Source organism: Tropicimonas aquimaris, from assembly GCF_042676185.1.
Lineage (GTDB): Bacteria > Pseudomonadota > Alphaproteobacteria > Rhodobacterales > Rhodobacteraceae > Tropicimonas > Tropicimonas aquimaris.
Map to the genome: position 1 here is coordinate 270,816 of NZ_JBHTJT010000007.1, position 19,156 is coordinate 289,971.

The window sequence follows — 19,156 nt, forward strand, 5'->3', positions numbered from 1 at the left end:
CTTACAGGCTTATCCAAGCGGTCGAGGCTTGGCAAAGAGGATGTCGTCGATGGCGATTCCGCCCGGGTCGGTGTTGACGATCAGTACCCCGGCGATGCCGGGGCCTGCCCCCTGCAGGCGATAGCCGAGTTCGGTGATTCCGGTGCCGGGGTGATGGCTGAAATGGCCGAGGCGCTGGCCGTCGCGGGCCAGAAGCGAGACCTCGACGCTCCCCTGCGCCGCCGGGCCCGTGCCGAGCGGGGCGGCGTAGTCGGTATGGATGCGGAACCCGGTCGCGGGCTGATCGGTGTCGAAGAGGATCGCCACCGCCCCCTCCCCGCGTGCCTCGAGCGCCGGGAAGCCGGCAGGGCCGAGCGGAAACAGGGCGTTGGATCCGAAGCCGCGGTGCGACGCAACGCTCAGGTTCTGCCCCGGCACGCCGCCCGCAATGCGGAGCCAGGGGCCGCCCGGAGCGCCGGTGACCGCGTCGTGTCCGGTGCTCGTGGGGGAGAGCTGCTGCCCGACGAAACGCTCGCCGATCCATGCGCCGGAGGAATAGACCGGGCGGTCGAGGTTGAAGCCGGGCTCCGCCCGGGGCGGCAGCCGCTCGAAGTCAATCCGCCCGTCGAGGTCGTCAAGCAAGACGCGGTAGTCCGCGTTCTCGACATCGCCGGCCGTCGCTGCGGTGCCGAGGACGAGCCCGAGCAGCCAGCCGAACCGTCGCATCATCAGCCCTCGCTTGCGCGCGGCGGCCTGATGCGGCCCTCGCCGATCCGGACCGCGCTGCCGCCGATCCGGACCCGGGTCAGCCGCCTGGTCTCGACCGTTGTCTCCAGCTCGATCCGGCTGGGCCGGCCCATCTCGTCGCCCTGCAGCAGACGGAACCGGGTGACGCCCTCGCCGGGAACGCCGGCCTGCATCAGCGGCGCGGCGAGGATGGCGCTGGCCGACCCGGTTGCCGGGTCCTCGGGGATGCCGGCCGTGGGCGAGAACATGCGGATCCGGAAATCGACGGCTTCCGCACCCTCGTCACTGCCGCGCGTATAGAGATAGGCGGAATCGACCTGGGCGGCGGTCATGAGCTCGGACCAATGCGGTTCGATCGGGCGGGCCGCGGCGAGTGCCGATCTGTCGGCCAGCGGGACGAACAGGAAGGCCGGCCCGCCCTGAAAGGCGCCGGGCACATGGGCGTCGAAACCGACGCTCTCCTGCGGGAGGCCGAGCGCCGAGGCGATCAGATCGCTGGGCGCGCGGCCCGGATGCGGCACCGGCAGGACCGGGGCCTCGAACCGGCCGGAGGTCAGCCCTGCGCGCCGTTGCAGCGTGACCGGAACCAGTCCGGCCTCTTCCTCGAGGACCAGCTCGGCGTCGAAATCGCCCGTCCCGTGCTGAAGTTCGGCGAGCAGCGCCGCGCAGCCGAGCGTCGGATGACCGGCGAAGGGGATCTCGGCGGTCGGAAAGAAGATCCGGACGCGCGCCGCGTGGCGTGCCTCGCGCGGCGCCATCACGAAGATCGTCTCCGAGAGGTTGAACTCCCGCGCGATGGTCTGCATCTGCGCGGTCTCCAGCCCGTCGGCCCCGAGCACCACGGCGAGCGGGTTGCCGGCAAACGGCGTGTCGGTGAAGACATCGAGCGTGTGAAAGGGGAGTGTGTCGGTCAAGCGGACCTCCCGGACGGTTTTGGGATGGTCGGAGCGTGATCCATCCTTCCCGTGCTGTAAACCGGCGGCGGAAGGCTCCCGCCGGGAGAGGCCGCATCGTGGATGCCAACTCTCCCGTTAGGCGTAGCCGCGCGCGCGAGGCGCGCGCGGGCGATCTTTCGGACGAAAGATCGTGCCTCCGGCGGGTGTATTTCCGCCAAGAAGACAGGCGGCAGGTCAGACCAGCCGGCTGTTGTCCTTGGCCGCACGGATGAAGTCGCGGAACAGGGGGTGGGGGTCGAAGGGCTTGGACTTCAGCTCGGGGTGGAACTGAACGCCGATGAACCAGGGGTGGTCCGCTACCTCGACGATCTCCGGCAGGCGACCGTCCGGCGACATGCCGGAGAACTTGAGCCCGTGCTCCTCGAGCTTGTCCTTGTAGCGGATGTCGACCTCATACCGGTGGCGGTGGCGCTCGTCGATCGCGGTCCGGCCATAGATTTCGGCCACGCGGCTGCCCGGGGTGAGCACGGCGTCGTAGGAGCCGAGGCGCATGGTGCCGCCCTTGTCGTCGTCGACCTTGCGCTCGACCCGTGCGTTGCCCTGCACCCATTCCTTGAGGTGATAGACCACCGGCGTGAAGCGTTTCTTGCCCGCCTCGTGGTCGAATTCCTCGGAGCCGGCGTCTGCCATGTCGGTGAGGTGGCGCGCGGCCTCAATCACTGCCATCTGCATGCCGAGGCAGATGCCCAGGTAGGGCACCTTGCGGGTGCGGGCGAACTCGGCGGCCTTGATCTTGCCTTCCGTGCCGCGTTCGCCGAAGCCGCCGGGCACGATGATCGCGTGGTAGGGCTCGAGATGCGGGACGCAGTCTTCCTTCTCGAAGATCTCGGCGTCGATCCACTCCGCATTGACCTTGACCCGATTGGCCATGCCGCCGTGGGTCAGCGCCTCGGCGATGGATTTGTAGGCGTCTTCGAGCTGAGTGTACTTGCCGACGATTGCCACCCGGACCTCGCCGTCGGAATTGTGGATGCGGTCGGAGACGTCTTCCCAGCGTTCCAGATTCGGCTTCGGTGCGGGAGAGATGTCGAAGGCGTCTAGGACCGCCTGGTCCAGCCCCTCACGGTGATAGGCCAGCGGCGCGTCGTAGATCGACTTGAGATCCTGGGCGGCGATCACAGCCTCCGGGCGCACGTTGCAGAACAGCGCGAGCTTGTCGCGTTCCTTCTGGGGAATCGGCATCTCGGAGCGGCAGACCAGCAGGTCGGGCGCGAGGCCGATGGAGCGCAGTTCCTTGACCGAGTGCTGCGTCGGCTTGGTCTTGAGTTCGCCGGAGGCCTTGATGAAGGGCAGCAGCGTCAGGTGCATGAAGATCGACTGGCCGCGCCCCTTGTCCTGTGCGAACTGGCGGATTGCCTCGAAGAAGGGCAGGCCCTCGATGTCGCCGACGGTGCCGCCGATCTCGCAGAGCATGAAGTCGACCTCGTCCTCGCCGATGGCGATCCATTCCTTGATCTCGTTGGTGACGTGCGGGATCACCTGGATCGTCTTGCCGAGGTAGTCGCCGCGGCGCTCCTTCTCCAGCACGTTGGAATAGATCCGCCCGGAGGAGACCGAGTCTGTGCGCCGTGCCGCGACGCCGGTGAAGCGCTCGTAATGGCCGAGGTCGAGGTCGGTCTCGGCGCCATCGTCGGTGACGAACACCTCGCCGTGCTCGAAGGGGCTCATCGTGCCTGGATCGACGTTCAGGTAGGGGTCGAGCTTGCGCAACCTTACACTGAACCCGCGCGCCTGCAGCAGCGCGCCGAGGGCGGCGGATGCCAGCCCCTTGCCGAGGGACGAAACGACGCCGCCTGTAATGAAGATGAAGCGTGCCATAGGTGGCCGACCCCCGTGATCTGGGCGCGGTTCCTGGCCTTGGAGCGCGCCGGTTTCAGCAGCAAGAATGCGTTCCGAGAAACGCACCATCACGGGACTCGGATTTTAGAGGATTCGCCGTGACAGGGCAACAGCACCTCTAGATGCTGTTGTCGAATTCTGGATAAATGCAAAGCCTAGTGGCTTGTTGGTTACGCCTTACTCCGCGGCCTGCGGCACCAGCGGCGTGTTGCCGGACGGTGCGGGCGGCAGCAGATCGCTGGCCGACGGGGTCTCGGTAACCGGAGCCTGAACCGGCGCGGGCGCGTCGGTGATCCGGTCGACGACCGATGCGGTGTCGGAATTCGCGGCGGCGAGAATCGTGAGCGTTATCGAGGTGATGATGAAGGCAATGGCGAAGAGCCACGTCATCTTGCCGAGCGCGGTCGCCGCGGCACGGCCCGACATGACACCGCCGCCACCGCCGCCCATGCCCAGGCCGCCGCCTTCGGAACGCTGCAGCAGCACGATGCCGATCAGGCACAGGGCCAGGATCAGGTGGACGATCAGGATGACATTTTCCATGCACGGAGCCTCGAATTCGGATGGGCGGTATCTAATGGGAAGCCCTCCTGCCCGCAACCCCTTGGACCCGTCGAAAGGGGTTGCCATGTCCGATGCGGCAGAATGGAGGTTTCCGCGTCGCCCGGGTGCGGCTATACCGGCGCGGGTTTTCTGCCAGCCAAGGAGATGGAAATGGCCAACGTCGTCGTTGTCGGCGCCCAATGGGGTGACGAAGGAAAAGGCAAGATCGTCGACTGGCTGTCGGAGCGCGCCGATGTGATCGCCCGCTTTCAGGGCGGACACAATGCCGGCCACACGCTGGTGATCGACGGCGAGGTGTTCAAGCTGTCGCTGCTGCCGTCGGGAATCGTGCGCAAGGGTAAGATCAGCGTCATCGGCAACGGCGTCGTGCTGGATCCGTGGGCGCTGGTGTCCGAGGTCGAGAAGCTGGCCGCGCAGGGCATCGACATCACGCCCGACAACCTGATGATCGCCGAGAACACGCCGCTGATTCTGCCGCTGCACGGCGAGCTGGACCGGGGCCGCGAGGCGCAGAACTCGGTGGCCAAGATCGGCACCACCGGTCGCGGAATCGGCCCGGCATATGAGGACAAGGTCGGCCGGCGGGTGATCCGCGTCGCCGATCTCGCCGACGAGGCGACGCTTCAGACCCGTATCGGACGGCTGCTCGTGCACCACGATGCGCTGCGCAAGGGGCTGGGCCTGCCGCCGGTCGATTCAGAGAAGTTGCTGGCTGACCTGCGCGAGATTGCTCCCAGGGTGCTGCCCTTTGCAAAACCGGTCTGGCGCGAGATGAACATCGCCCGCAAGGCCGGCAAGCGAATCCTCTTCGAAGGCGCGCAAGGCAGCCTGCTCGACGTCGATTTCGGCACCTATCCCTACGTGACCTCCTCCACCACGCTTTCGGGCAGCGCCGCCGCAGGCACCGGCATGGGGCCGGGCTCGATCGATTTCGTGCTCGGGATCGTCAAGGCCTACACCACCCGCGTCGGGGAAGGCCCGTTCCCCTGCGAGCTCTTCGACAAGGTGGGCGAGCACCTGGCGACCGTGGGCCGCGAGAAGGGCACCGTGACGGGCCGTTCGCGCCGCTGCGGCTGGTTCGATGCGGTCCTCGTGAGGCAGACCTGTGCGCTCTCCGGCGTGAACGGTATCGCGCTGACCAAGATGGACGTGCTCGACGGGCTCGAGGAGCTGAAGATCTGCACCGGCTACGAACTCGATGGCGAGCGGCTGGACTACCTGCCGACCGCGGCCGATCAGCAGGCGCGCGTGACCCCGGTCTACGAGACCATGGAAGGCTGGAGCGAGAGCACGGCCGGCGCGCGCAGCTGGGCTGACCTGCCCGGCGCGGCTGTGAAATACGTTCGCCGGATCGAGGAGTTGATCGAGTGTCCGGTCGCGCTACTTTCCACCTCGCCCGAGCGTGACGACACGATCCTCGTCACCGATCCTTTCGCGGACTGACATGACCCTGAGCTACAAGGCGCGGCGGCGCTGGTCCCTCTTCATTCTGCTGATCGGCATGCCCGCCTATGTGGTGGGCGCCGTCACCATCGTGAATGCGCTGGAGCGGCCATCGATCCTTGTCGAGTTCCTGGTCTACGTGGTGCTTGGGGTCGCCTGGGTCCTGCCGTTCCGCTTTGTATTCCGCGGGATCGGCAAGCCCGATCCCGACGCGGAACCCGAGGCGCGCGTGACCAGGCCCCCCCGTGCGCCGGACACGCCCGGCGACAGGTGAGTGGCGCCACGGCGCCTCTCTCCGGAAAGTAAAAGGACGAGGCGCTTGAAGGCGGCCTCGTCCGATACTCGTTACACCCGGTGGTGCGGGGCGGTCAGAGAACCGCCCGGCGTTCCTCCGGGGTATAGCGAGAGCTTTGAGAAAGGGTGAACTGGCCCCGGTCGAGCTTGCGGATCTTGCCTTGGCGCAGCAGTTGCCCGAAGGTCCGCAGGCTGTCTTCCCGCCGCAGCGCTTCCTGACCGTCGAGCTGGCGCACGACGTTCATGATCTGCGGGTGCGAGAAGTGCGGCCGTCCCTCGACATAGGACGTATAGGCCGCTGCGCATTCCAGGAGTTCTTCCAGGCCACTGGCGCCCATGCGCTCGGCATATTCGTCGAAGGTCGTGCTGTCGGCGAGGATGCCGGCGGCGTCTTCGGTGCGGCTGGCCATCGGCGATTCGGCTTCGGCGTCGTCGAACATCTCGGAGCGAGCCACGGAGACGCGGCGCGGACGCACCGGCGCGACCGGGCGATCCTCTTCGGGGCGGCGCGCGTCAGGCGCGTCGACCCGCTGCTCGGAGACCAGCATCAGCGGTGCGATCCGCGGACGTTCGCGGCCTTCGCCTTCGCTGCGCTCGCCGGAGCTGGCAACCGGGCGGCGCGGGCGCACCGGCGCGGTCCGCTCGGCCGACCCGACGTCTTCGCGCGTCGCGCCCGTTGCGTCCTGCATGGGCTCGGAGGCGAGGGTCTCATCAGCGATCGGCGCCCGCTCAGACGGCTTCTCCGCGGCTTCACCGGCTTCGTAGGCGGCAAGCGGAATGCTGTGCGGGCGAACCACCTTGGCCAGATCCTTGCGGTAGGGCTCCGATTCGGTCTCGCTGGTGTCGCGCTTGGCGGTCCCTTCGGCCTTGGTCGCTGCGACCGCGGCCTTAAGGTGCTCGATGGCCGAGCGGCGGCGGCGAAGTTCGGGGCCAGCGAGTTTCGTGTTGGTCTCGTCGAGCAGGCGGTTCAGCTTGTCGTCCTCGCCGTCGGTCTGCGACAGGGCGCGGGCCCGGCGTTCGGCGACCGCCTCGGCACGATTGGCCTCCTCGGTCTCCTGGGCAAGCTGGGCGATCGTGCTCTCGATGGCGAGGTCGAGCGTGTCGTTTTCCTCGTCGTCGGTGATCGCGTCGGAGGCCCGCAGGATCAGCGCTTCGAGAGCCGGTGCCTCCTCCTCTGCCTCATCCCGAGCGGCTATCTCTTCGGTCGCGGCAGCAACCTCGTCATCGAACTCTTCGTCGCGAGACTCGATCTCCTGCGGTGCCTCTTCCGGTTCGAACGGGGCCTCCGCGAGCACATCCTCTTCCTCGGAGACAGACGCCGCGTTGGCGTCTTCGTCCTGCATCTCGAAGTCGGACGCATGGATCGTGTCCGTCGGGGTGGCGTGGGCGGCGAAATCGACCTGGGAGAGTGCCGCGACGATGTCGCTGTCGTCTTCCTGCTCGGCAGTTGTCGGGGCGCGCTCGCTATCGTCGGCTCGCGTACCCATCGCCTCGTCCGCGTCACCAGCTTCCAGCGCGGCGACCTCGGCCATATCCTCGGCCATTTCGCGCTCTACCTCTTCGAGTTCGCGAAGCAGTTCGGCCTCGTCCTCGTCCGACATCAGGGTGGCGTCGGTCACCGGTTCCTCGGCTTCCGCGACCTCTGCCTCGGGCAGGTCAGCGACCTCGGTCACCTTGGTCTCGGCCTCGACCTCGGCCACTTCCGCAACCTTTTCCTCGGGCGCGGCCGGAGACTCCGGCTCCACGGTTACGGTCGTCTCCGGAGCCTTCTCGGCCTTCCGGCCGGCACCCGTGAGGGCCGCCTTGATCGACGCCATCAGCGAGGTCTTGCGGACCCGGATCACGCGGCCTTCGGGTTGCTCGGCAGGCTCTTCCGAGGCCGTCTCGGAAGTGTCTTCCACGGTCTCTTCTGCGACGGTTTCGGTGTCCTCGGCGACGGCGTCGGCCAGTTCGACCTCGGTCTCTTCGGCCACGAACTCCCTCGCGAACTCGGCGTCAGCCGATTCGGCGGCAAATTCAGCTGCTTCTTCCTGTTCCCTTTCGACTGTCTCGTCATCGCGAAGGGCCAATTCCTCATCCAGGGCGTCGAGCACGTCATGCATCGTCGGAACGTCGCTTTCGTCCGTGGCGACCGCCTCCTCCGCGACCTCTTGGGTGAGAACCTCGGTTGCAGCGAAATCGTCTTCCGCCACCACTTCCTCAGCCTCAGCCTCAGCCTCAGCCTCAGCCTCAGCCTCAGCCTCAGCCTCAGCCTCCACGAACTCCGGCGTGAAGGCGACGTCGCTCTCCAGGGCTGTCTCACCCTCGGGGGCTTCGAAGCCGAAGGGCGCGTCCTCGGCAACGGGCTGCGACGTTTCCTCGTCGGCCATCACGTCGGTCTCGGCGACCGCTTCGACTGCGTCGTCCTCGGTCTCGTCGGTGATGCTCCAGTCGGACAGGACCGAGGCAGCGTCACCTTCGTCGATCGCGACCGGATCCCCGGCGAGATCTACGGTCTCTTCGATCGCGTCGATCGCCTCAGGGGCTTCGATCGGTGCGGGCGCATCCCATGCGGAGGTCTCGGTGTAGGTATCCTCTGCGGCGGGCTCGAAGACGGTCTCCTCTTTGTCAACCGCTTCGGTCTCGGTCAGGGGCGCATCCTCGGCGGCTTCGGCGAAGGAGACTGGCTGTTCCTGCACTTCGGTGTCGGGCTGGTCCCAGGCTGACGGTGCAGGGGCGTCAAAGGTCTGTGTCTCCTGCGTGGTCTCGTAGGGCGCGAACGTGGTTTCGTAGGGCGCGAACTCGTCGGCCGGCACCGTCGCCGCTTCGAAGTCGGCGGCGTTCTGCTCGACTTCGGATGCGAACTCGGCATTCATCTCATCCTGAGACATGACCTCGTCTTCAGCGAAGGATTCTGCGTCGGCATCGGTCGGCTGGGTCTCCACCGGAGTGAAACCGTCCTCGGCCGCAGCCTCGGGCTCTTGCCAGCCCATCTCATTCTGCGCCATTGGCTCGATCGTCCAGGCGCTCTCGGTCTGGGCGACCTCGGCTTCCGCGCTGCTCCAGGCGGCTTCTTCGGCGGCGAGGGCGTCGAACTCTTCTGATTCTTGGGTCTCTTCGCTCACCGGCATTTCGTCCGTGACCGAGACCGTGTCCGGCTCGGCTTCGGGAGCCAGGTCGTAAACCGGCGCCTCGAAAGACGGTTCCTCGACAAGGATCTCAGCCTCAGCCTGGAATTCGCCCGCGATCTCCTGCGCCGGCGTCTCCAAGTCAGCGAAGTGCTCCGTGGCCTCTTCCGTGAAAGACGTTTCCTCAACGTTGATCTCGGCCTCAACCGGGATCCCGGGCTCGGAGGACTCCGATTCTCCAAAGGCCTCCGTGGCCTCCGCCTCGAAGATTTCCGGCTCGGGCGCGCTCATGTCTGTTGCCTGATCTGCGACCGGAGCTTCGTCCTCGAGGGCATCCATCAGGGCACCCGGCATCTCGCCGTAGACCGGCACATCGAAGCTGAGCGCGGCCTCGGGCTCATCGGCCATCGCGATCATGTCCGCCGGGAAAGCCATGTCTTCGGCCGGGGCAAGGTCGGACGCGAAATCCTCGGTTTCCGGTTCGTAGGCCGGGGCGTCCTCGGGCTCGGACGTGGCCGCGAAGTCCGGCTCGACATAGCTGTCGTCCTGAGCCGCCATCGGCTCGACGGCTTCTTCGGGCTGCGGCGCCTCGACTTCGGCTAGCTCGGCCAGTTCCTGAGATGCTTCGGGAAGCACGTCCTGCGCCGCGTCTTGGGCTTCTTCCACCGCTGCGATGGGAGCAGCGACTGCGGTGGCAGCGGCTGCCGTCGCGACGGTGGCTGCGGTCTCCGCGGCAATGTTCTGCGAAACCACGGCACGGATGCGGGCGAGCTTGGCGGCGATGCTCTCGTTCGGAGCGATTGCCGGCTTGGCCGGTTCGGGCTGCGGCGCAGGCTCGGGCTCGACCGCCGGCGTTTCGGCAACGGCGGGCTGCGCGGGAGCAGGCTGCGCAGGCGCTTCGGCAGGCGCCGGCTCTGTGGCGGTCGCTGCGGGGGCGAGAGGCTGCGGATGCGCGGGTGCCACTTCGTCGCCGGCGCGCAGGGTGATTCCGTTCTCGCCGACCCGCGCCTCGACACGGCGGCGGATTTCCTTTTCGACGATGCGTTGCAGCATCTCGGCGTCGGGCGTCGGCGGCTCTGCGCCGAAGTAGCGGTCCTCTGCGGCGAGGTCGCGGAAGTATTCCGCGATCGCCTTCATCGTGCCGAAGGAATCCTCGAACCCTTCGAGGGTGCAAGAGAAGGTGCCGTAGGATACGGTCAGAATCTTGTTGGAGCCTACCATCGTCTTCGCGCTCTCTCTCTTTCTATTCCTGCCACACGGTTAATTGCGCACGGATGCTCGTATGCGCTCGACCTCACCAAATTTAAGGTATCAATTCCGGGCGAGAATATGGTCTTCGTGTGGAAAACTGGACAATCTTAGCATGGAACAGCCAATTGTCCGCTCTTCGGTCGGCATAACACTGGTCGGCGGCGGAGCGGCGCGGCCGGAGGATCTTGACGAATCGCTGGCTCATGCGCCGTGCCTCGTCGCCGCGGATGGCGGCGCTGGCTTCGTGCTGTCGACAGGACGGGTACCAGAGGCGGTGATCGGCGACATGGATTCGCTGCGTCCCGAGGCGAGGGAGCGGCTGCCGCGGGAGCGGTTGCACGCGATCACGGAGCAGGACAGCACCGATTTCGACAAGGCGCTGCGGTCGGTCCGCGCGCCGCTCGTGCTCGGCGTCGGCTTCCTCGGCCGTCGGATCGATCACCTGCTCGCCAATTTCAACGTGCTGGTACGGCGCGCAACCCAGCCCTGCGTGCTGGTCGGCAAGCGGGAGGTCGTGCTGGCGGCGCCGCGCCGGATATCGCTGGAGCTGGCGCCCGGAAGCCGGGTCTCGCTGTTTCCGATGGCAAGCTGCGCGGGGCGGTCTGTTGGTCTGCATTGGCCGATCGACGGGTTGGAGATGACGCCTGCGGGCGTGATTGGCACATCCAATCGTGTAGCGCAGAGGCATGAGGGGCCGGTAGAGTTGTCTTTCGAGGGAAGCGGGATGCTGCTTATCCTGCCGCGAAAGGCGCTGTCGGCAGTGATCGACGCACTGTCGTCAGGGGCGTGATCCGCGCGCGTCAGCGATGCGCCCCGGCGGGAGCCCTCCCGTCCGGCAGCGCTGCATCACAGATGCGCCCCTGCCAGTTGGGCCGGGCCGCGCCTTCGGCGCGGTGGCATCGGTTCAGCAGTTCGGCACGTTGACAGCGAGGCCGCCCAGAGACGTTTCCTTGTAGCGGTCCGACATGTCGGCGCCGGTCTGGCGCATGGTTTCGATACAGGCGTCGAGCGGCACGAGGTGGTGGCCGTCGCCCCGCAGGGCGAGGGAGGCGGCGCTGACCGCCTTGATCGCGCCGAGCCCGTTGCGTTCGATGCACGGCACCTGGACCAGCCCGCGCACCGGATCGCAGGTCATGCCGAGGTGATGCTCCAGGGCGATCTCGGCGGCGTTCTCGATCTGCTCCGGCGTCCCGCCCATGACGGCCGCGAGCCCCGCCGCCGCCATCGCCGAAGCGCTGCCGACTTCCGCCTGGCAGCCGGCTTCCGCGCCCGAGATCGAAGCGTTTGTCTTGATCAGCCCGCCGATCGCGGCGGCGGTGAGCAGGAAATCGGGCAGGCGGGCGGAGCTGGCCGAGGGGACATGCCCGAGCCAGTAGCGGATGACCGCCGGCAGCACCCCGGCCGCGCCATTGGTGGGCGCTGTGACCACCTGTCCGCCGGCGGCGTTCTCCTCGTTGACCGCCATGGCATAGGTGCTGATCCAGTCGTTCACCGTATGCGGGGCGCCGAGGTTCAGCCCGCGCTCGTCCTGCAGGGCGGTGTGTAGCGCCGGGGCGCGGCGTCGGACCTGGAGCCCGCCGGGCAGGATACCGCCGGTTTCCAGTCCGCGGTCGATACTGTCCGACATCACCTGCCAGATCCGGTTGATGCCGGTGTCGAGCGCCTCGGCCGGGTGGTGGACGCCTTCGTTGGCGCGCTTCATCGACGCGATGCTCTTGCCCGAGTAGCGGGCCATCTCCAGCATCTGGGCCGCGGTGGCGAAGGGGTAGGGCACCGGGCGCGCGGCGGTGGTGACGGGCGGCGCGCCGAGCTCCTCTTCGGTAACGACGAAGCCGCCACCGATGGAATAGTAGGTCTCCTGCAGTAGCACGTCGCCTTGGGCGTCGAGGGCCATCAGGATCAGGCCGTTGGCGTGACCCGGCAGCGGCGGGCCGTAGTCGAAGACGAGATCCGTCTCGGGGGCGAACGCCAGGGTGCCCAGCCCTTCTGCCTCGATCCGCCCGGTTTGCCGGATCGACTCCAGTGCCCGCTCCGCCGCCGCCGCATCGTAGCTCTCGGGGCGAAAACCGGCGAGGCCGAGGATCACCGCCCGATCGGTGGCGTGGCCGACGCCGGTGAAGGCGAGCGAGCCGTGCAGGCTGGCCCGCAGCCCGTGGGCGTGGAAGGGCGAGGCGCGCAGCTGGCCGAGGAACCGGCCGGCGGCCACCATCGGGCCCATCGTGTGCGACGACGATGGGCCGATGCCGACCTTGAAGATGTCGAAGACGCTCAGAAACATCGGATCCCCACTTGCTCTCCTCTCTCCGATAGCCACTGTAGGGCCGTCCCGATAGCCCGGTTGCGACCCATCGGCGCCAAAACCCGCGCGCACCGTGGGCGTGGAACGGCTGGCCCGGGCCGCGAATTCGTCGGCACAATCTGGCAGAAAACCGCTCGCAGCCGGTCTGTCCATGGCCTATAACCGGGCGGAACCTGGGAGTTTGCCGCATGACCAACGATCTTTCGCCCATCGACCGCGCCAAGTACATCGCCGCCCGTCGCTCCTGCGACTACGTCCAGAGCGGCATGCGGGTCGGGCTTGGCACCGGATCGACTGCGGCCTGGATGGTTCGGTGTCTCGGCGAAATGGTCCGCGAGGAGGGGCTCGACATTGTCGGCGTTCCGACCTCGACGCGCACCGCCGACCTGGCGCGCCAGGTGGGCGTGCCGGTGGTCTCGCTCGACGAGGCGAAATGGCTCGACGTGACGATCGACGGCGCCGACGAGTTCGACGAGAACCTCAACCTGATCAAGGGTGGCGGCGGCGCGCTGCTGCAGGAGAAGATCGTCGCCACCGCCTCCGACCGGATGGTGGTGATCGCCGACGCCGCCAAGGAAGTTCGCGCGCTCGGCGCCTTCCCGTTGCCGGTGGAGACGGTGCCCTTCGGCTGGCAGACCACGAAAGCGCTGGTCGAGGAAACGCTGGTCAACATGGACGTGCTGGGCCGGGAAGCGACGCTGCGGATGAACGATGATGTGCCATTCGTGACCGACGAGGGCAATTACATCATCGACCTGCACCTGCACCGGATCGGCAACCCGAGGCAGCTCGCGCTGGTGCTCAACCAGATCCCGGGCGTGGTCGAGAACGGCCTGTTCATCGACATTTGCGACGCGGTGGTCATCGGCCACAGCGACGGGCGAGTCGAGGTGCGCGACCTCAACGCAGGGGTGGCGGCCGACGAGCAACTTGATGTGCTCGACAGCGACAACATCTTCGCCGACGGTCCCGACTGAGCCGGGCCGGGGCACGCAGCGAGAGGCATTTCATGGAGTTCGATTTCGACCTTTTCGTCATCGGTGGCGGATCGGGCGGCGTTCGCGCCGCACGGGTTGCAGCTGGAGAAGCCGGGGCGAAGGTGGGGCTCGCGGAGGAAAGCCGAATGGGCGGCACCTGCGTGATCCGTGGCTGCGTGCCCAAGAAGCTGATGGTCTTTGCCTCCGAATATGCCGAAGGGATGCACGAGGCGGTCGACTATGGCTGGGACGTGAAGATCGGCGGCTTCGACTGGACCAAGTTCCGCACCCGGCTCGAGGGCGAGCTTGACCGTCTGGAAGGGGTCTACAACCGGCTGCTCGAGGGCTCTGGCGTGACGGTCTTTCCGCAGCGCGCCACCGTGGCGGACGCCCACACGGTGCGCCTGGCCGATGGCACCACGAGGACCGCCAAGCACATCCTCGTCGCGACCGGTGGCTGGCCCTCGATCCCGGAGGTCGAGAACGGCGAACTCGGTATTTCCTCCAACGAGGTCTTCCACCTCGATGAGCTGCCCAAGCGGCTGCTGGTGGTCGGCGGCGGGTATATCGCCTGCGAGATGGCCTGCATCTTCAACGGGCTCGGCACGGAGGTGACGCAATTCTACCGCGGCGCGCAGATCCTGCGTGGCTTCGACGGCGAGGCGCGTGGCCATATCGCCGAACACATGCAGCGCCACGGCATCGACATTCACTGCGGCACCAACATCCTGTCGATGGAGAAAGTCGAGGACGGTATCGAGGTGCGCTCGACCACCGGCGATACCTTCACGTTCGACCAGGTACTCTTTGCCATCGGGCGGACGCCGAACAGCGCCGGGCTTGGGCTCGAGGAGGTCGGTGTCGAGATCGGTCGGCGCGGCGAGGTCGTGGTGGACCAGTACAGCCAGACCTCGGTGCCCTCGATCTATGCCATCGGCGACGTGACCAACCGCGTCCAGCTCACGCCCGTGGCGATCCGCGAAGGGATGGCCTTCGTCGAGACGGTGTTCAAGGGCAACCCCACGGCACCGGATCACGACCTGATCCCCTCGGCCGTCTTTACCCAGCCAGAATACGGCACCGTCGGGCTGAGCGAGGAAGATGCGCGCGAGAAGGGCCCTATCGAGGTCTACTCGACGGCCTTCCGGCCGATGCATAAGAGCTTCATAGGGCGCGAGGACCGCGTGCTGATGAAATTGATCGTCTGCGCCGATACCCGCAAGGTGCTGGGCGTCCATATCGTGTCCGACCACGCCGGCGAGATGATCCAGCTTGCCGGCGTTGCGGTGAAGATGGGCGCCACCAAGGAAGATTTCGACCGAACCGTTGCCGTTCATCCGACCATGTCGGAAGAGCTGGTGACCCTGAAGACGCCGGTCCGGACCGCCTGACGCCGCGCACGGGGCGCTTGAAATGCGCGCCGGGGCAACCATTTGGCAAAGGGACCGACCGACGAGAACCGAGAGGGAAGAGAATTCATGGCAGGAAACAGCGGCGGACCCTGGGGCGGCGGCTCCGGTGGCGGCGGCCAGCAGGGTGGCGGAAATCGTGGTAGCGGTGGCGGTGGACGCCGCCCCGGAGGGGAAAGCCAGATCCCCGAGATCGATGAGATCGTGAAAAAGGGCCAGGAGCAGCTGCGCGTCCTGATGGGCGGCCGCGGCGGTGGCCCGCGCGAGCCCGGCCGTCCCGGTGGCGGTGGTGGCGAGGGGCCAAAGCTGACCCGCGGCACAGCGCTTCTTGGCTTGGGTGCGGTGGTCGTTCTCTGGGGCCTCGCCTCGTTCTACACCGTGAAACCCGAAGAGCAGTCGGTCGAACTGTTCCTGGGCGAGTTCTACGCCACCGGCAATCCAGGCCTCAACTTTGCGCCCTGGCCTCTGGTTACCGCCGAGGTCGTCAACGTCACCTCCGAACGTACCGAGGACATCGGCGACGATTTCGCATCTCGCGGCAACGATACGGGCCTGATGCTGACCACTGACGCCAACATTGTCGATATCGACTTCCAGGTGGTCTGGAACATCAACAGCGCCGACAAGTTCCTGTTCAACCTGCGTGACGGCCGCGACACGGTGCGCGCGGTGTCTGAATCCGCCATGCGCGAGATCATCGCAGCCTCCGAACTTGCGCCGATCCTCAACCGGGATCGTGGCCTGATCGCGGAGAATGTGAAATCGAGCATTCAGGCAACGCTGGACAGCTACGACAGCGGCATCAACATCGTCCGTGTCAACCTCGACAAGGCCGACCCGCCGCGAGAGGTGATCGACGCCTTCCGCGAAGTCCAGGCCGCCGAGCAAGAGCGCGACCGGCTCGAACGCCAGGCCGACGCCTATGCAAACCGCGTCCTCGCCGGAGCGCGCGGTGAGGCCGCGCAGGTGCTCGAGGAGGCGGAAGGCTACCGCGCCCGGGTGGTCAACGAGGCCGAGGGTGAGGCCAGCCGCTTCACCGCCGTTCTCACCGAATACCGCAAGGCGCCCGAGGTGACCCGCAAGCGACTCTATCTCGAGACGATGGAAAAGGTGCTTGGCGATGTCGACAAGGTGATCCTTGGAGAAACCGGCGCAAGCGGCCAGGGCGTGGTGCCCTACCTGCCGCTGAACGAACTGCGCCGCAACACGACCGCCACCGAGCAGGGAGGCAACTGAGATGAAGCGTGTAACCTATTTCCTGCCTATCGCCGTCATCCTTGTGGCCGGCCTTCTGGCCTCGATCTTCATCGTCGACGAGCGCGAGAAGGCGCTGGTGCTGCAGTTCGGCCAGATCAAGCGGGTCAAGGAAGAGCCGGGCCTCGCGTTCAAGATCCCGCTGATCCAGGAAGTCGTCTTCTACGACGACCGGATCCTCGCGCTCGACACGGACACGATCGAGGTCACGCCGTCGGATGACCGCCGTCTCGTCGTCGATGCCTTCGCGCGCTATCGGATCGCGGACGTGGTCCGGTTCCGCCAGGCCGTTGGCGTCGGTGGGCTGCCCGCCGCCGAGAGCCGCCTGAGCTCGATCCTGAATGCGCAGATCCGGGAGGTGCTCGGTGCCGATCAGGTGACCTCCGACACCATCCTGTCGGAAGACCGCCGGATCCTGATGAACCGCATTCGCGACCAGTCCCGCGCCGAAGCGCGCTCGCTCGGTCTCGACGTGGTCGATGTGCGCCTCAAGCAGACCAACCTGCCCGAGCAGAACCTGAACGCCACCTTCGAGCGCATGCGCGCGGAGCGCGAACGGGAAGCCGCCGACGAGATCGCCCGCGGTAACGAGGCTGCACAGCGTGTTCGCGCGCAAGCCGATCGGACCGTGGTGGAACTCGTCTCCGAGGCCAACAAGGAATCCGAGATCGTTCGCGGTGAGGCCGACGCCGAACGCACCACGATCTATGCCGAAGCCTTCGGCGCCGACCGGGAGTTCTTCGAGTTCTTCCGCTCGCTCTCTGCTTACGAGCAATCGCTGAGAGGTGAGAATTCGTCGCTGGTGATTTCTCCCGACAGCGAATTCTTTAACTACTTCGGTGCCTCGAGGGGAGTTGCGGTCGAGTGATCGGAATCCTGATCCTGGCCTTCGGGCTGGTCTTGGTTCTGGAGGGGCTGGTGCTTGCACTGGCCCCTTCCCGTATGGAGGAGGTCCTGCGGATGCTGGTGGAGATGCCGGTGGAGACACGCCGGCTGATCGGGCTGCTGGCGATGACGCTGGGCGGGATTCTGCTCTGGCTGGCAGCCTGGGTTTCGGGATAACGCGCGCAGGCGGACAGCGGGCGGCCTGCCGCCGGCGCGCAGGCGGATCGCGTGTCAATGACTTGCGAGAATCCCCTTTGCCTGAGAGACTTTGATGCGGAGCATGAACGGGGGAGACGGACGGGCAGGTATCACCGCTGGCACACAGGGTCGTGACGCGGCGCGACGGCACTTTGAATTGCTGTTTCGGCGCCGATCATCAACGTTTGCTGGCACAAGGAAACGCCTTTGAGCCGTTCCCCCCAATTGCCCGCTTCACCTGCGGGCTGACAGGAAAAAGGAAAATCGAGTGACGTCTCTTGCAATTTCCACCTCCAGAGAGCCTGGCCGCATGGCCATCGCCCGAGTCACGGGCGGCGTGCTTCTGGCCCTGACGCTCCTGATAGCCCAAGCGCTCGGCGCCCAGGCGCGCGGCGCTCCGGAGAGTTTCGCGGACCTGGCCCAGAAGGTCAGTCCCGCGGTCGTGAACATTACCACCGCGACGACGGTTGCAACGGTCGGCGGCCCGCACGGCGATGCTCCGGTGGTGCCCGAAGGATCGCCCTTCGAGGATTTCTTCCGTGACTTCATGGAGCGCAACGGTCCGGGCGACGCCCCGAACCGCCCGCGCCGCTCCTCGGCCCTCGGATCCGGCTTCGTGATCTCCGAGGACGGCTTCATCGTCACCAACAACCACGTCATCGAACAGGCCGACGAGATCACCATCGAGTTCTACTCCGGCGAAGAGCTGCCGGCCGAAGTGATCGGCACCGACCCGAACACCGACCTGGCGTTGCTCAAGGTCGAGACCGACGAGCCGCTGCCCTTCGTCTCCTGGGGCAATTCCGACGAATCCCGCGTGGGAGACTGGGTCATGGCCATGGGCAACCCGCTCGGTCAGGGGTTCTCCGTCTCTGCCGGGATCGTCTCGGCTCGCGGCCGGGCGCTCTCGGGCAGCTATGACGACTTCATCCAGACCGACGCCGCGATCAACCGCGGCAACTCCGGTGGCCCGCTGTTCAACATGGATGGGGATGTGATCGGTGTGAACACGGCGATCCTGTCGCCCAACGGCGGCTCCATCGGCATCGGCTTCGCCATGTCCAGCCGGGTGGCCCAGAACGTCATCGCGCAGCTCGAGCAATATGGCGAGACCCGCCGTGGCTGGCTCGGCGTGCGCATTCAGGATGTGACCGAAGACGTGGCGGAGGCCATGGGGCTCGAGGAAGCCCGCGGTGCGCTCGTGACCGATGTGCCCGAGGGGCCGGCGGCCGAGGCGGGTGTCCAGTCCGGTGACGTGATCGTCAGCTTCGACGGCGTCGACGTGGCGGACACGCGGGGTTTGGTGCGCCAGGTGGGTAATTCCGAGATCGGCAAGTCGGTCCGGATGATGGTCTACCGCGACGGCAAGACCGAGACCCTGCTGGTGACGCTTGGCCGCCGAGAGACCGCCGAGGGCGCGGTTCCGGCCATCGCCGAGGCACCCGATGCCGAGCCGCAGGATGCGGAGATCCTCGGGCTGACCATCACGGCCGTGACCGATGAACTGGCCGCCGAGATGGACCTGGGGAGCGATGCCTCCGGCCTGCTTGTCAAGGAAGTCGACGAGATGAGCGAGGCCTATGAAAAGGGCCTTCGCGCCGGCGATATCATCACCCAGGCGGGCCAGATCGAGGTCGCCTCGATCCAGGACATGGAAGATCGTCTTCAGGAAGCCCGCGATGCCGGGCGCCGGTCGATCCTTCTTCTGGTCCGTCGTGCAGGCGAGCCGCGGTTCGTCGCGCTCAACGTCGAACAGTAACCGTTCCGCCTCCACGCAGTGAGGAGCGCAAGGGCGCCGGCAGCCAATGCCGGCGCCCTTTTCCTTGTGCGAGGGGGCGTTGCATCACGTCGCTCTCGCCCGTTTGCCGATTGGCCAGTCGTAGTGCGTTGGAGCGGTCTCCGGTAAGACCGCAGCTGCTTTCTTCCGTCAATCCACAGAGGTCGAGCAACCGCG

General features: G+C 66.7%; 15 protein-coding genes. 9 read left to right on the forward strand and 6 right to left on the reverse strand.

What is annotated here, in order from left to right; genetic code table 11:
* Nucleotides 1–9 precede the first annotated feature (9 nt).
* The 4 genes from ACFQ2S_RS05090 to secG all read right to left on the reverse strand — a co-directional run bounded on the left by ACFQ2S_RS05090 (nucleotide 10) and on the right by secG (nucleotide 4,064).
* Nucleotides 10–708, reverse strand: a complete 699-nt coding sequence (locus tag ACFQ2S_RS05090; protein ID WP_386073248.1) for a hypothetical protein — start codon at nucleotides 706–708, stop codon at nucleotides 10–12.
* A complete protein-coding gene (locus ACFQ2S_RS05095) occupies nucleotides 708–1,640 on the reverse strand; it encodes a PhzF family phenazine biosynthesis protein (protein ID WP_386073250.1) in 933 nt (310 codons plus the stop codon). Before ACFQ2S_RS05095 ends, ACFQ2S_RS05090 begins: the two co-directional genes overlap by 1 nt.
* Before the next feature lie 216 nt (nucleotides 1,641–1,856).
* Nucleotides 1,857–3,500, reverse strand: coding sequence for a CTP synthase (locus ACFQ2S_RS05100; RefSeq protein ID WP_089230972.1), 1,644 nt, complete (start codon nucleotides 3,498–3,500; stop codon nucleotides 1,857–1,859).
* A 198-nt stretch (nucleotides 3,501–3,698) separates the two neighbouring features.
* On the reverse strand, nucleotides 3,699–4,064 hold the full coding sequence (gene secG, locus ACFQ2S_RS05105; RefSeq protein ID WP_386073252.1) for a preprotein translocase subunit SecG: 366 nt from the start codon (nucleotides 4,062–4,064) through the stop codon (nucleotides 3,699–3,701).
* A gap of 171 nt (nucleotides 4,065–4,235) precedes the next feature.
* Here secG and ACFQ2S_RS05110 point away from each other — a divergent pair, with 171 nt between their 5' ends.
* Together ACFQ2S_RS05110 and ACFQ2S_RS05115 are read left to right on the forward strand one after the other, a co-directional pair.
* Nucleotides 4,236–5,528, forward strand: a complete 1,293-nt coding sequence (locus ACFQ2S_RS05110; protein WP_386073253.1) for an adenylosuccinate synthase — start codon at nucleotides 4,236–4,238, stop codon at nucleotides 5,526–5,528.
* A 1-nt stretch (nucleotide 5,529) separates the two neighbouring features.
* A complete protein-coding gene (locus ACFQ2S_RS05115; protein WP_386073255.1) occupies nucleotides 5,530–5,802 on the forward strand; it encodes a DUF2842 domain-containing protein in 273 nt (90 codons plus the stop codon).
* Nucleotides 5,803–5,896: 94 nt separating this feature from the next.
* Here ACFQ2S_RS05115 and ACFQ2S_RS05120 read toward each other — a convergent pair whose 3' ends face one another.
* The gene (locus ACFQ2S_RS05120; protein WP_386073257.1) at nucleotides 5,897–10,150 is read right to left on the reverse strand and encodes a hypothetical protein; all 4,254 of its coding nucleotides are present in this window, start codon (nucleotides 10,148–10,150) and stop codon (nucleotides 5,897–5,899) included.
* 142 nt (nucleotides 10,151–10,292) lie between these two features.
* Here ACFQ2S_RS05120 and ACFQ2S_RS05125 point away from each other — a divergent pair, with 142 nt between their 5' ends.
* Entirely contained in the window at nucleotides 10,293–10,970 is a 678-nt protein-coding gene (locus tag ACFQ2S_RS05125; RefSeq protein ID WP_386073258.1) for a thiamine diphosphokinase, read from the forward strand.
* 114 nt (nucleotides 10,971–11,084) lie between these two features.
* Here the strand turns inward: ACFQ2S_RS05125 and ACFQ2S_RS05130 are convergent, their stop codons facing one another.
* On the reverse strand, nucleotides 11,085–12,458 hold the full coding sequence (locus ACFQ2S_RS05130; RefSeq protein ID WP_386073259.1) for an L-serine ammonia-lyase: 1,374 nt from the start codon (nucleotides 12,456–12,458) through the stop codon (nucleotides 11,085–11,087).
* Between the two features lie 209 nt (nucleotides 12,459–12,667).
* On the opposite strand from ACFQ2S_RS05130, the gene rpiA reads away from it, so the two are divergent.
* The 6 genes from rpiA to ACFQ2S_RS05160 all read left to right on the forward strand — a co-directional run bounded on the left by rpiA (nucleotide 12,668) and on the right by ACFQ2S_RS05160 (nucleotide 18,961).
* Nucleotides 12,668–13,456, forward strand: coding sequence for a ribose-5-phosphate isomerase RpiA (gene rpiA / locus ACFQ2S_RS05135; RefSeq protein ID WP_386073261.1), 789 nt, complete (start codon nucleotides 12,668–12,670; stop codon nucleotides 13,454–13,456).
* Between the two features lie 32 nt (nucleotides 13,457–13,488).
* A complete protein-coding gene (gor, locus tag ACFQ2S_RS05140; protein ID WP_386073263.1) occupies nucleotides 13,489–14,847 on the forward strand; it encodes a glutathione-disulfide reductase in 1,359 nt (452 codons plus the stop codon).
* A gap of 87 nt (nucleotides 14,848–14,934) precedes the next feature.
* The gene (gene hflK, locus ACFQ2S_RS05145) at nucleotides 14,935–16,101 is read left to right on the forward strand and encodes an FtsH protease activity modulator HflK (protein ID WP_386073265.1); all 1,167 of its coding nucleotides are present in this window, start codon (nucleotides 14,935–14,937) and stop codon (nucleotides 16,099–16,101) included.
* Nucleotide 16,102: 1 nt separating this feature from the next.
* Nucleotides 16,103–16,987, forward strand: coding sequence for a protease modulator HflC (hflC, locus tag ACFQ2S_RS05150; protein ID WP_386073266.1), 885 nt, complete (start codon nucleotides 16,103–16,105; stop codon nucleotides 16,985–16,987).
* Nucleotides 16,984–17,181, forward strand: coding sequence for a DUF2065 family protein (locus ACFQ2S_RS05155; protein ID WP_386073267.1), 198 nt, complete (start codon nucleotides 16,984–16,986; stop codon nucleotides 17,179–17,181). Before hflC ends, ACFQ2S_RS05155 begins: the two co-directional genes overlap by 4 nt.
* 331 nt (nucleotides 17,182–17,512) lie before the next feature.
* On the forward strand, nucleotides 17,513–18,961 hold the full coding sequence (locus ACFQ2S_RS05160) for a Do family serine endopeptidase (RefSeq protein ID WP_386073269.1): 1,449 nt from the start codon (nucleotides 17,513–17,515) through the stop codon (nucleotides 18,959–18,961).
* The last annotated feature ends 195 nt before the right edge of the window (nucleotides 18,962–19,156 follow it).

Excerpts from the sequence above, each read along its gene's own strand:
- ACFQ2S_RS05090 (WP_386073248.1), bottom strand. The coding sequence starts at position 708 with ATGATGCGACGGTTCGGCTGGCTGCTCGGGCTCGTCCTCGGCACCGCA.
- ACFQ2S_RS05100 (WP_089230972.1), bottom strand. The coding sequence starts at position 3,500 with ATGGCACGCTTCATCTTCATTACAGGCGGCGTCGTTTCGTCCCTCGGC.
- secG (WP_386073252.1), bottom strand. The coding sequence starts at position 4,064 with ATGGAAAATGTCATCCTGATCGTCCACCTGATCCTGGCCCTGTGCCTG.
- ACFQ2S_RS05110 (WP_386073253.1), top strand. The coding sequence starts at position 4,236 with ATGGCCAACGTCGTCGTTGTCGGCGCCCAATGGGGTGACGAAGGAAAA.
- ACFQ2S_RS05115 (WP_386073255.1), top strand. The coding sequence starts at position 5,530 with ATGACCCTGAGCTACAAGGCGCGGCGGCGCTGGTCCCTCTTCATTCTG.
- ACFQ2S_RS05120 (WP_386073257.1), bottom strand. The coding sequence starts at position 10,150 with ATGGTAGGCTCCAACAAGATTCTGACCGTATCCTACGGCACCTTCTCT.
- ACFQ2S_RS05125 (WP_386073258.1), top strand. The coding sequence starts at position 10,293 with ATGGAACAGCCAATTGTCCGCTCTTCGGTCGGCATAACACTGGTCGGC.
- ACFQ2S_RS05130 (WP_386073259.1), bottom strand. The coding sequence starts at position 12,458 with ATGTTTCTGAGCGTCTTCGACATCTTCAAGGTCGGCATCGGCCCATCG.
- rpiA (WP_386073261.1), top strand. The coding sequence starts at position 12,668 with ATGACCAACGATCTTTCGCCCATCGACCGCGCCAAGTACATCGCCGCC.
- gor (WP_386073263.1), top strand. The coding sequence starts at position 13,489 with ATGGAGTTCGATTTCGACCTTTTCGTCATCGGTGGCGGATCGGGCGGC.
- hflK (WP_386073265.1), top strand. The coding sequence starts at position 14,935 with ATGGCAGGAAACAGCGGCGGACCCTGGGGCGGCGGCTCCGGTGGCGGC.
- hflC (WP_386073266.1), top strand. The coding sequence starts at position 16,103 with ATGAAGCGTGTAACCTATTTCCTGCCTATCGCCGTCATCCTTGTGGCC.
- ACFQ2S_RS05160 (WP_386073269.1), top strand. The coding sequence starts at position 17,513 with ATGGCCATCGCCCGAGTCACGGGCGGCGTGCTTCTGGCCCTGACGCTC.